The 12988-nt window shown below is 41.5% G+C and carries 11 protein-coding genes; 2 read left to right on the top strand and 9 right to left on the bottom strand.

The features are described 5' to 3' along the window. Positions 1-214: 214 nt before the first annotated feature. A complete protein-coding gene (locus tag ACHZES_RS04105; RefSeq protein ID WP_395547812.1) occupies positions 215-1813 on the bottom strand; it encodes an outer membrane lipoprotein carrier protein LolA in 1599 nt (532 codons plus the stop codon). 1 nt (position 1814) lies between these two features. Further along, positions 1815-2339 (bottom strand): RNA polymerase sigma factor, encoded by a 525-nt coding sequence (locus ACHZES_RS04110; RefSeq protein ID WP_395547810.1) that lies wholly within the window; start codon positions 2337-2339, stop codon positions 1815-1817. A gap of 490 nt (positions 2340-2829) precedes the next feature. On the opposite strand from ACHZES_RS04110, the gene ACHZES_RS04115 reads away from it, so the two are divergent. Both ACHZES_RS04115 and ACHZES_RS04120 read left to right on the top strand, forming a co-directional pair. Further along, entirely contained in the window at positions 2830-3189 is a 360-nt protein-coding gene (locus tag ACHZES_RS04115) for a winged helix-turn-helix transcriptional regulator (RefSeq protein ID WP_395547809.1), read from the top strand. Positions 3190-3275: 86 nt separating this feature from the next. Further along, positions 3276-3695 carry a pyridoxamine 5'-phosphate oxidase family protein gene (locus ACHZES_RS04120; protein WP_154524587.1) on the top strand — a complete coding sequence of 140 codons (420 nt, stop codon included), beginning with the start codon at positions 3276-3278 and terminating at the stop codon, positions 3693-3695. A 39-nt stretch (positions 3696-3734) separates the two neighbouring features. Here ACHZES_RS04120 and rpoN read toward each other — a convergent pair whose 3' ends face one another. The 7 genes from rpoN to ACHZES_RS04155 all read right to left on the bottom strand — a co-directional run bounded on the left by rpoN (position 3735) and on the right by ACHZES_RS04155 (position 12941). After that, positions 3735-5105, bottom strand: a complete 1371-nt coding sequence (gene rpoN / locus ACHZES_RS04125; RefSeq protein ID WP_395547808.1) for an RNA polymerase factor sigma-54 — start codon at positions 5103-5105, stop codon at positions 3735-3737. A gap of 117 nt (positions 5106-5222) precedes the next feature. Next, a complete protein-coding gene (locus ACHZES_RS04130; RefSeq protein ID WP_154524256.1) occupies positions 5223-6251 on the bottom strand; it encodes a 1-aminocyclopropane-1-carboxylate deaminase/D-cysteine desulfhydrase in 1029 nt (342 codons plus the stop codon). 122 nt (positions 6252-6373) lie between these two features. Beyond that, positions 6374-7684, bottom strand: coding sequence for a serine dehydratase subunit alpha family protein (locus tag ACHZES_RS04135; protein WP_395547807.1), 1311 nt, complete (start codon positions 7682-7684; stop codon positions 6374-6376). Between the two features lie 143 nt (positions 7685-7827). Beyond that, entirely contained in the window at positions 7828-8085 is a 258-nt protein-coding gene (locus ACHZES_RS04140) for a glutaredoxin (protein ID WP_395547806.1), read from the bottom strand. Between the two features lie 18 nt (positions 8086-8103). Then, positions 8104-9378 (bottom strand): dicarboxylate/amino acid:cation symporter, encoded by a 1275-nt coding sequence (locus tag ACHZES_RS04145; RefSeq protein ID WP_154524262.1) that lies wholly within the window; start codon positions 9376-9378, stop codon positions 8104-8106. 63 nt (positions 9379-9441) lie between these two features. Further along, complete coding sequence (locus ACHZES_RS04150) at positions 9442-10617, bottom strand: MalY/PatB family protein (protein ID WP_395547805.1); 1176 nt, start codon at positions 10615-10617, stop codon at positions 9442-9444. A 239-nt stretch (positions 10618-10856) separates the two neighbouring features. Beyond that, entirely contained in the window at positions 10857-12941 is a 2085-nt protein-coding gene (locus tag ACHZES_RS04155) for a sigma 54-interacting transcriptional regulator (RefSeq protein ID WP_395547804.1), read from the bottom strand. Between the last annotated feature and the right edge of the window lie 47 nt (positions 12942-12988).

Raw genomic sequence — 12988 nt, forward strand, 5'->3', positions numbered from 1 at the left:
ATCGCATATAAAAGCAATCGAATTATATGATGGAAGTTTGTCTGACTGTCCTGGACAGAGACTTCTTCCTTGGAAAAGACTCATAATATTTAAATTAGGATCAAGTATATCTTTTCACCTTCATTATACAATTTTGTAGAATTTTTGCAATCTTTTTCTCTATTTTCTCTGAATACTTCAAATGTATTCCTTTGATTTTTAATTATACTAAAGATTATACAGGTGCAGGATCATACCCAATCACAGTCCAGATTCCGGTATCATCCTGACGGACCAGGCGCTTTAAATAAACATACTTTGCAATCGATTTTTCGTCTTTGATTTCTGCAATAGCATCAATTCCGTTATTTGAAATAATTTCGATATTCTCATAAGCAATCGGATAATCTCCCACAATACCTTCCGGCGACAGCAGCAGGCTCGCAAATACCTGGGCCACAAATGCCGGATCCAGTTTCCAAGGGGAATGACCTGCATCAACACTCTTCTGTTCATTTTCTTCTGCCAACTGATCCACCTCGACCTTGATTTTTGGTTCTCCTACAGTCTCAGTGCTTGCCGGCAGCTCAACCTTTCCACTCGCCAGACTCTCCGCGAAAACGGTCAGTTTCTCTAGAGGTACAGTCCCAAGTATACTGTATTCCATACCGCCCTCCTGCCAGCGGATCGATTTATCCGGTTCTGCAGTAATGATCTCGGCTTTGTTGTGATTCAGAGTTCCAAGAATTGCAGCGGAAGAAGGTGCAAGCTCTCCTGTTATTTCTGACTGGGTAAAGAGAATGGTATTTGCCGAATCATTGCTTGAGTAATATAATTTTACCGCTGCCCTGTCTCTCTCTACAGCAATCCGATTCAGTGTATACCCTTCTGCTGCCTGATCCGGAAGCCTGAGTGTAAAGCCGGCCAGCCTCTCTGCTTCTTCAAGGGAAGCCACCTCCTGCTCCATATTCGTATCAACCGCTTCATAGCCGTCCGGCATCTCATAAACAAGAAGGTTCTTTGGAATTTCATCAATAAATTCCATGGAGGTATATTCTGCTTTCATCTGTATGCCATTTTGCATTGCCGAAACCCTTTGCAGAGGCAGGTTTGTCTCCTCATCAACCCATAGGAAATATGGGTCCCCTCCCTCTGGAATGATTTGAAGCTTTGTAGTCTTTCTTCCATTGAGGGTCTCCAACCCGGCTTTTTTAACTGTCTGTGCCCTTGTGATGCTTTTAATTTCATTGCCAAGTTCAAAGGTAAAACGGGAAGCATCCGGAAATGCCGGTGAAAGGTAAGCGGCTTTTTTCTCAGGCAGAAGCTGCCACTTCTGTTCCCCATTGTTTGCGGTTATGGTACCTTTCGAAGTCCCTTCAAGATCTATGATATAATAATTCCCCTTCTCATCCGCCCATACTTCTCGCTTTGACTGGGTTATGGTTTCTCCCAAACCATTCGTCTCACTCACTTCCAGTATCCCATGATAGGCCCGGATTTCTTTCATTGCATTTTCCATTGCATATACGATTCCGGCGTCCCGGTTGGGAAGAACATAATATGCTGTCACGAAAAGCAATATAGCTGCGGCAGCAGAAGTGCAAATCATTGCATATTTTCTGATCCGATTCCTTTTTGTTTTTCTTTCTGTCAAAGAATTAACAAGATGCTGTTGGAACGAATCATCCGGATATTCCACCTCCCGCAGAAGCCTTGCTTTCCTTATGGCCGCAAGCAGAAGCTCATCCTCCTTCTGCAATTTCTCTTCATGCTCCCCGGGTTTCTTTCCGGCATTCAGATGATCAATATATTGAGATAGTTTCCTTTCATCCATTTTATCTTTCCTCCTTACCCTGTTCCGTTTCCAATAGTTTCGCCAGGGCTTTAACCGCGCGAAGCTGCATAACGCGAACAGCCCCTTCCGTTTTCTCCATCAGCTTAGCAGTTTCTACCACCGTATAGCCTTTCACAATTCGTAATTCGATAACTGTCTGCTGTTCTTGGGTCAAACGGTTGATAGCCTCTTCCAGCCTATTCTTTTCCGTTAACGAATCCGCAAAATCCTCCAAGGCTACCTCCTCTGGATTCACATCCTCGATATTGATACTGTTACGCCGCTTTTTCGATCTCCATTGATCACGAATGACATTCATTGCTATGAACTTTAAATATTTTAAACATTCAAGAATATTAACATCATTCCTATTCAGAAAAGAAATTGCCTTTACATAGGTTTCCTGTGTTATATCCTCCGCTTCTTCACGGTTTTGGACTTTATAATAAATGAAGCTGTACAGCTCCCGCCAGGTGTCCGCACAAAGTCTTTCAATCATTTCCCTGTTGTCCTGTCTATTCCTCATTCCTGCCTCCATAATGCTGCAACATGGCATCCTGTATTTTTAATAGCTAATATAATCCGGATTATGGTACGTACAATTATATAGACGTCCGCTGTATATGAAATGTTACGTGCTGATTTTATTTTATATAATGCTAGTTTTAATACAAAATTACTCTATTTCTTTGATAGACCTATCATCCGAACTTCTTCGTTGACAAATATCATTGGAAGAATTAAGATGTTTGTAATTATGAGTAATCGGAATTCGTATTAGCTAGATCTGATGAAGCTCAAATCGGCATTGATCATCAGATCGTATGCCGGTATGGCGGTGAGGAATTTGCCATATTTATGAAGGGTGTAGCCATGGAGAAGGATTGAGACAAATTGTAACCATTGTCAGTAGCACTGATCAATGCTGACCGAAAGCTTTATGAGGCAAAGGAAAATGGTAGAAATCAGACCAGGTGCTGGAATTACATATAAAGGAATATTTTGCAGGTGAGAACATGAAAATACGTGACGAATACACTTGTCCTTTAGAATTGACACATGATATTACGAAAGGCAAGTGGAAACCAATCATTTTATGGCAGCTTGGCAAAGGAGTTATGTCTTTGACCAAGCTTGAAAAAGACATTAAAGGCATCAATCAAAAAATGCTGCTGGAGCATCTGAAAGAGCTGCTGGATTATGGAATGATAGGCAAGCATTCTTTTGAAGGATATCCGCTAAAAGTTGAATATTATTTGACCGAACGCGGCAAAAAACTGTTGGATGCCATCACGATCATGCAAAGCATAGGCATTGACATTATGAAAGAAAACAATATGACTGACTTTTTTAAAGAAAACGGGTTTATAGACTGAGCATACCTACAAAAATGTGGGTAATTTACAGCCTGACTCTTTTGTGGTATCGTTTTCCTATAAAAACTCAGGAGGAACTTCAAATGATGAGGGATGCAGGGCAAACAATTGGCAATTTGATTGACAGGCAGGGAGTTGCATTTATAAGCTCCTTGGATGAGGACGGATTCCCCAATACGAAAGCAATGCTGCCGCCGAGAAAACGGGTTGGGATTAAGATCTTTTATTTTACTACAAATACCTCTTCCATGCGTGTCAAACAATTTCGCAGCAATCCAAAAGCATGTATCTATTTTTGTGACAAACGGTTTTTTCGCGGAGTTATGTTAAAGGGAACAATGGAGGTATTAGAGGATGCCGCCAGCAAGGAAATGATCTGGCAGGATGGGGATACCATGTATTATCCGAAAGGCGTTACGGATCCTGATTATTGTGTGCTTAAGTTTACTGCCCAGACAGGCAGGTATTATGCCAACTTCAGTTCTGAAAATTTTATGATTGAATAATCCTTGCGGCCAATAAAGGAGTCAACTAAAATCAAAGTTTTAGTTGACTCCTTTATTCATATCGTTTTTCATTTTCCGCTCAAAACTGCCAGAGATCCCCATCTCTTCCCGATATTTGGCAATAACTCTTCGAGAAAGACGACACCCCTTTTCACTCAGTAATTCTGCAAGCTTCGAATCACTGTACGGCTTTTCTTTCTTTTCTTCATTTATGAATTCACGTATTAATTCTTTGACGCCATCCGAATTAATCAAGCTGCCGTCACCTGCGGGAACTGACGCAGAAAATAAGTTTTTCATCAGAATACAACCTGCGGGATACTGAAGATATTTGTCTTTTACGGCACGGCTTATGGTCGAGGTACTAACCGACAGCTTTTCTGACATTTGTGTCATGGTACAAGGTTTAAGTTTTCCGGAATATCGAAAAAATTCATCCTGCTCTTCCAATACTGCATTTGTTATTTGAATAATCGTCCTGCGCCTCTGTTCAACCGCATGAATGAGAAATTTCGCCCGCTCCAACTTATTCTTAAAGTATTCAAAAAGTTCCTGCTCTTTTACTTCTGCCATCATCTGGAGATAATAATCGTTTAACTGATAGTCTCCGCACCAATGATCATTGATTTCTATATTCCATTTCCCCTCCGGACCCATAGAAACGATAACATCCGGAATAATATATTGCTTTTCATTCTCTCCAAACCCCTGCAGCGGCCTTGGATTTAAGGTACTAATCAGAGCAACATATCTTCTGGCTTGTGCAGATGAGATATCGAGTGCTCGGGTGATTGAGCTTATTTTCCCCTGAGATATGTCCGTTAAATGATATGAGATAATATTTTTTAGGTTTTCATCATCAAGTCCTAGTATTTCAGTCTGAATTAACAAGCATTCTACCAGATTCTTTGCAAAAATACCATTTGGTTCCAACTTTTTTAAATCGAATAAGCAGCTTTCGATTACCTGCTCATTCACACCGGTCAACTGAGCAATCTCAGGAACCTCCAAATCGATAAACCCATTACGATCCAGGCTCTGAATCAAAAAATCAATTACACGTAATTGTATATCCGAATAGCGTTCTAACTCCAGCTGCTCATAAACATAGGTATAAATATTATTCGCGTTTGAAGTATCAAACTCCTGAGTGCTCCCCTCATTGCCTTCTTCGAAATACCCTGCTGTATTTTTTAAAGGCTTGCTGTAATTTAATTGATACCACGCTTGATAATCTTCCTGAGTATAAGATTCAGTTCCAGAATTGGTTTGCTCCAGCAGAGGATTTTCCATATATTCATTTTCCATATACCGACTCAGCTCACTATTGCATAATGCAAGCAATTCCAGAGAAGAGATCTGGCTTTGAGACAGTAGCTGACGCTGCTCCACCGTTAATTTATGTTTCATGGCAACCTCCCTTTGCAACCATTGTATTATAAATATTATACCATAATACCTACAGACTTTGCAAAAAGAGCGAAGTTATCACCTCACTCTTTTTTATCACGGAGAACGTTACACAATTTATTCAAGAATTGTAACCCCATCAATTAATTCCTTTTCAAACTCCACTCTATGATGCTTTGTGTATAATCCAGGAGCTCCTCCTGTATGGATCATGATTATCTTCTCACCTTTTTTGATTTTCCCGTCCTTAACCATATCAATAATTGCGGCAAAACATTTTCCTGTGTAACAGGGATCTAGCAGGATGGCTTCTTTTCCTGCCATCAGACGAACCGCATCCCTTACCTCCTTTGAAGGGAGATTGTATCCGCCCCGGACATACTCCTTTTCAATATCAAAATCTTTTAGTCCGGCACTTATTTTCATTCCATACTTTTCTTTTGTGCTGTCAAACAGTTCCACAATGCTTTGCTCTTTGAAATCATCAAAGGGGGAAATCGCTACACCGGTTAATGCCAGGCCGGAATCTTCATTATGAAATCCGCAATACAGTCCCATATAGGTCCCTAAGCTGCCTGCTGCAGAAATAACCCGTGCATCACTGATTCCCATGGCGGCTGCCTGTTTTGTAAGCTCGACCGCACATTCATAGTAACCCAGGATACCGATATCATCAGAACCGCCAAGGGGTATGTAATAAACGGTTTCTCCCTGTGCCTCATATTTTTTGATTGTGTCCCTGACCAACTCTTTATACTGTTCAAGAGACGGACGGCCGTCATCCTTTTTTATGATCACTTCTGCGCCCATTAATCTGTCTAACAGTAAGTTTGCCGACAATTCTCCCGGGTAATCCCCGATTGCAACAATCGCACACCTCATATTGTACTTAGCAGCCACAGCAGCTGTCAACCGACCATGATTTGTTTGTACGCCGCCCTCAGTAATAAGCATGGTCGCGCCTTTATCTTGCGCTTCTTTTAAAATATACTCCAGCTTCCGAAGCTTATTGCCTCCCATACCCAGACCCGTCATATCATCACGTTTTAAATATAACTGGATCCCTAACTCTTCTGATATATTTTTAAGAAACTCCAACGGAGTGGGCAAATTCAATAATGAGACTTTTTCTTGACCTAAAACCATAATAATACCTCCTGATATCGATGCTATTATTTTCACGCCAATGCCACGAAAACCCGGTCTTATATATATTACATGTGGCAATGACTGTATATATTACAGATAAATATTTGTATCCCTTACCATTACTCGCCAATCATTATCTTAACAATTTCCCGGTCCGTCTCACGCATTCCGTCCTTACCAAGCCGTCCGACATTACGTATGGTTTCCTCGACATCACGGTTAATTATTCCTTCACCGGAACGGAACTGCTGCTCCCCATTTTTAAACATGTCATGGCCTAAAAGCCCTGCCATAATACTGGTAGCTATTTTCCCTGCACAGGAAGGCTTGGCTCCGTCACAGATCATGCCAGATGTAATGACAACAGAATTTACAAGAGTATGTGCGATCTCTTCAAATCCACCGCCTAATAAATAGGCAATACCACATGCGGCGGCACACCCGGCACTGACAGCGCCGCAATACGCTGACAACCGGCCAATTCCGGTCTTTTCATGGATGGAGATCAGATTTGCAAGGGCAAGGGCACGATATAATTTGTTCCTTGTCACATCCAGATCATTTGCATACTCAATCACAGGAACTGAAACCGTAATTCCCTGGTTCCCGCTGCCGGAGTTAATGATTACCGGAAGTTCGCATCCACTCATTCTTGCATCACTGCCGGCCGCTGCCTTGGCAATTGCACGATTACGGACATCATTTCCGTAAGAAGCCAGCCATGTGCTTCCAATGTTTGCGCCATAATCATTCTTTAATCCCTCTAAAGCAATCGCCATGTTGTAATTAATTTGAGGATCTAAAATGTCTTTCACATCTTTGACCAGCAATGTATCTGCAAATTCGATTATATCTTTTAAGTTTAGCAGGCTCTTATCTGTTAAGCCAACCTCCTGAGTGTTTTCAATACTATTTTCACTCCCCTGTTCCCTGCCGGCTTCCAAATTAAATAATGTTTCTCCATTTTTCTCAATCAGAATGATGTTTGTATGATATTGAGCAATTCTCAGTTTTACATACTCATTCCCTTTAAATAAAATGAGCACGATATCAAACGTCAGTTCTCCATCTATCGCTTTCACCGTAATCGGCACATGATTCATAAAGTCTCTTATCTCTGACTTTTTATCATTACTAACGACTGAAATAACCTCCAGAAGCTTCGTTGCGTCACCAGCAACGATTCCTGCTGCTACTGCTGCCTCAATTCCCTTTAAGCCATCCGTATTGGGTACAACAACGCTTTTTACATTTTTAATAATATTATAGCTTACATTTACTTCTACTTTATCCGGCAAACTGCCAAGCACTTCTCTCGCTTTTGCCGCGCCATATCCTAAGGCAATTGGTTCCGTACACCCCATTGCCGGTACTAACTCTTCTTTTAAAATCTGAACATAAGTTGTATAACGTAAATCCTTTGTATCCATATCAATCCTCCCCATTGCTCAGGCTTCTGATTTACCAAATAGTCCATCGGATATTCGCGATCCGCTTCACTACTTGATAAGGTCAAAAAGCGGGGCATATGAGGATTACTGACAGTTTCCTATATGCCCCCGCTTTTAAGATATTACAGTTTTTCTAATACCTCATCTAAGTCTAGGGTTTTGGTTCCGTCTTCAAGAATAAAAAACGGAATCCCAATACCACCGTTTCTTTTAACCGCTTCATATGCCGGTTCCGATTCACGGGCAGCAAGATATGCTTTTAAATCCTTTAAATCTGCTGACAAATTTTTAAAATCTACGCTGGCTTTCTTATCAATCAGCTTATTCAGCGCGTAAAGAGTGTCTGGGCAAAAGTGGCTTCCAATAATTGTAATTTTCATAAGTATCTTTCCTTTCTTTTATGCAGTAATATCTGATTTTTCAATTAGTTCTTTGTTGCTATGTGTTAAGCGATTATGAATCCAGTCTTTTCCTTCAACCATTCTGGCTACCATCATGGAGGCAATGGCATCACCAGATGAATTTAAGCAGGTAGCTGCAGGGTCAAACAGGAACCCTAAGGTTGCAATTAACGGAAATGCTTCTGGTGGAAAACCAAAAAGACCGACGATCAGCATTTCGCCTACCAGACCACCCCCTGGCGCTCCGGATAATACAAATGCAGACAAAATCGCTACAACAATTGACATGGCATAAGTTCCCACTCCTGTAAACGGCTGATGAAACACTCCAAACAAAAATGCAATCTTAACAATAGAAGATAATACCGAACCATCCATATGCATGGTAGCTCCCATGGGAAGAACAATCTCTCTAATATCCTTAGGAACTCCCATTTTGTCACAAGCATCCAGATTTACAGGCAGGGTAGCCATTGAGCTTTGAGTTGCGAAAGCAGTCAATGCAGGGGTAGGAACAAATTTCAGCATACGGCGAACCGCTTCTTTTCCGCCTGCTATATAGGAATACAATGGGAAGAATATTACTACATAAATTAAGCAGAGCGGATAATATAGGATCATGGAACGACCGTAATCGCCAATTAAGCTTGGACCAAACTCGCCTACTAAGTTGGCAAAATATGCACCCAGACCGATCGGAGCAAATTTCATGATTAAATTGACCATCTTCATGATGACATCATTTAAGTTAGTAAGCATTTTTCCAACAGGGCTTTCATCACCGCCGCATGCACTTACACAGAACCCAAACATGACAGAAAAAATAATCAATGGAAGCATGTTCTGACGGCTTATCAGATCTGGAAAATCGGAAACAGTAAGAGCTCCAACAATCATGTCACCAACCGCAGCAGTTTCCCCAACTTCCGTAGCACCCATAGCAATTGTAGTGCTTGCCGCAGGCGGGAAAAGATTTACAGCAAACAGGACCAGCACAGCTGCGACAGCGCCAGTGCCGATAAAAACAACAATAAGATTCATTAAAATACTACCAAGACGTTTCATATTCACCATGCTTCCCACAGCACTGGAAATAGAAACCATGACCATCGGCACAACGATTGTAAACATCAAGTTAAGGAAAATATCGCCAAGCGGTTTCACGATTGCCGCCTTCTCACCTGCAATTAATCCAAATCCTGATCCGATTAAAATTCCCAGCACTAACAGGATAGGGAACCGATAGCTTTTCCAGATATCTTTCTTATTCATAAGTACACTTCTCCTTTTCACCCCATAATTTTGATTTCAAGTGACTTTTATCATTTCTTTCTTTTACAGACGATTTACCGCATCCTCTAACTGTTTCATGGCTTTTTCCAGCACGCATCTGGGACATGCTGCATTTAATCTCATATAGCCGGAAAGACTCCGGCCAAAGGTATAGCCTTCATTTAATCCCAATTTTGCATCTTCAATCATAAACTTTCTTAATCTTTCATTATTCATTCCCAATTCCCGGCAATCCAGCCATACCAGATAAGTAGCATCCGGTACATTAGGCTTAATTTTAGGAATGTACTTCTCACAATAATCTCTGATAAACTCAAAGTTTTCAGAGAGATATGGAAGCAATTGTTCTAACCACTCTTCCCCCTCGTTAAACGCCGCTTCCATGGCTACGGAACTAAATGCATTATTCCTGTGGATGTCTAAATTCATCCAAAACTTATCAAAGGCGGCCTTCATTTCCAGGTTCGGGAAAACATTCGTTGATGCCTGTAATCCTGCAAGGTTAAATGTCTTCGTTCCAGAAATACAACTTATGACATGATCTTTGGCCTTTTCCGATATCATAGCGGTTGGAATATGTTTCTTTCCATGAAACACCAGATCAGAATGTATTTCGTCAGAAACCATCAACACGTCATTGGCGTAACAAATATCAAACATTTTCTGAAGCTGCTCCTTCGTCCAGACAATCCCAAGAGGATTATGAGGGCTGCACAAAAGAAAGATTTTCACATTTGGATCTTTTGCTTTCTCTTCAAAATCTGCAAAATCAATTGTCCACTTTCCGTCCTCTTCAACTAGTTGGTTTTCAACTACCTTTCTTTCCCATGCCTCCGTAATATCGTAGAATTCAGAATAAACGGGAGTCTGGATCATGATAGAATCCCCTTTATTGCTAAATACCTTGACAATAGCAGACAGTGCTGGTACTACTCCCAGGCTCCAGCTTACTTTTTCCTTGTCAATCTTCCAGCCATGCCTGCGGAACTGCCAGCCTAGTATTGCATCAAAATAGGAGTCCGGCCGGTATGTATATCCCCAGATCCCTTCCATTGCTTTTTCCACGCATGCATCAATGATTGGCTGTGCCGTTTGAAAATCCATATCTGCGACCCAAAGCGGTATCACATCCTTGGTACCAAACTTTTTTTGCCTCTCATCGTATTTTCCCGCTCGGTTTTCACTTCGGTCAACTACGACGTCAAAATTATACTTCATAAAATGCTCCTTTCAGTTTTCTATTTATATATAGAGCAACACACGTGCCAACTTTTTATGAAGAAGAAAATATATTAATAAAAACATAGAAAAAGCCTGTAAATGCTGCCTTTTCTACGTTTATACTTTTTACTTCATTTTGCAGAACTTTGCCGAGGAATGAAAACCTTTTTCTTTTGGTCTTTAATTGGTTGTAAATAGGTTTGAATATGGTTATAAACTAGGTTATTTTAACCATATTAATTGGTTATCCAATCGACTCCTTTTTTGGTAATACTACTTCCACCTCTGCCCCTTGTAACAATTACGTAGCCATTTTCCTCTAATCTGCTTAATATTTTACGCACCTGAGGCTGTGTTAACTTTATCTTGCGCATCTGAGCCTCCAACAGTATTTTATCCCGTCCAATAGACTGACCTGTACGCTCTGCATGATAAAGAATTTCCAGAATTACCCGCTCCTGTTCGGTAGGCAAATGCGATGTATTTTGATACGGAAGCGGCTTATCTGTATCGTATGCTTTCGGATCAGCATCTTTTGTCTCATTGGTCTCTTCTTCATATTTACCTATACGAAAGACCGGAGGCAAATCAGCAATCGTTATTACGGTATGGCCAGTAAAGCACAAATAATCCACGACATTACGCAGTTCCCGTATATTTCCCGGCCATTCGTATTTACGAAATAACTCCTTAATATCATCACTTAAACGGAATGTTCCTCCAAGTTCTTTACGAAAGCTATCCAGAATTAAGAATACATCTTCCGCTCTCTTTCTTAGCGGTGGAATTAACACCGGCAATGCGTTCAGTCTGTAATAAAGATCCTGCCGGAACGTGCCTTCCGCCACCTTTTGCTCAAGTTCTTCATTCGTTGCAGCAACGATCCTCACATCGACATGAATAATCTGATTTCCGCCTACCCGCATGATTTCACGTTCCTGCAAAACACGCAGCAGCTTTACCTGCAGCGCAGGGCTCATGCCTTCCACTTCGTCTAAGAATAGTGTCCCTTGATGTGCAAATTCAAATAAACCTGGACGGCCTCCTTTTTTCGCGCCGGTAAAAGCTCCTTCTTCATAACCAAACAGTTCACTCTCCAACAGATTTTCCGGCATTGCTGCACAGTTGATTGCCACAAATGGCTGATCCCTGCGCTTTGACGCATTATGGACGGAGTGCGCAAACAGCTCTTTACCGGTTCCCGTTTCCCCTATTAACAAAACAGGAGATTCTGTGCAGGCCATTTTATTCAAGATAAATTTAGTCTTTAATATAAGATCGGACTCTCCGATCACATCATCAAAACAATATTTGGCTCTATGCCCCTGGCCTTTTTTCATCAATTGACCCCGGAGTTCATTTTGCCGGCGCTCCATCTCATTGAACTTCTGCAAGATGGCGAAGGCGCCAATACAGACATCCCGCCTTAACACCGGCCGCACATAAAGGCTTACCAGATTTCCTGCAACTCTTACAACTTGAGGATTTGTCTCCTTTTTCTCCTCTAAGCATTTCCGGAATGGGATATAAGGGAATACTTCTTCCCCCATGTTTGTAAGACTAAGATTTTCAGGAACACGAGTGATATCAACAGCATTTTTGTTGATTGCATATATTTCTCCATGTTCATTTACCGCGATCACACCCTGATCAAGTACTTCCATGAGAATATCAAACTGACTCTCCAATCTTCTGGAACGATTGAACATCTGGTCAAAATAGTAGGTATTGGTGCATACCGATTCCTGATACTGTTTAAATGAGGCTTCTTCCAGCAGGTCGTCAAACCCCAGCCTGAACGCAGCTTCAATCATGGTATCGGCAGAGCAGGTCCTCTGCCCCAGATTTATAATTGTAGGAATCCCGCTTGGCACATAACGCTCTTCATCCGGAGTAACAGCAATCTCTGCCATATCAGTCAGCTTGCTTCCCGGAGCATAGAGTATAAACTTTAAATGGGTAATCCCCAGCTGTTCCAGCTGTGTCACTGCTTCCCTGGCCATAACCTCAGTGATATTGACAAAAATGACCTTTGTTCCCTTCGGAATCTCTTCCAAACGGCGTACCGCTTCTTTAAAATAAGTAACCTGAATTTCCATCCGTTGTGCATCAGACGGAATATACCGATTCGGATCCCCCATGGCATCAAAAGCATCCGTCGATCCCATATACAAATCACACGGTTCCATAGTCGCTGCTGTTCCATCCATCATGCTATAATTTCGTACAACTGCCCGTTCTCCAAACACTGACCGAACCTGCTGTGCATATGCTTTTCCTGCAAATGGGTCTAATGCAATAACCGCAATACTTTTTTTCATGCTTTACCTTCCTGTGCCGACAAAAAGATCTGATATCAGCTCACGAT

The sequence above is a fragment of the Lacrimispora sanguinis genome (assembly GCF_044987295.1).
GTDB classification, from domain to species: domain Bacteria; phylum Bacillota; class Clostridia; order Lachnospirales; family Lachnospiraceae; genus Lacrimispora; species Lacrimispora celerecrescens_B.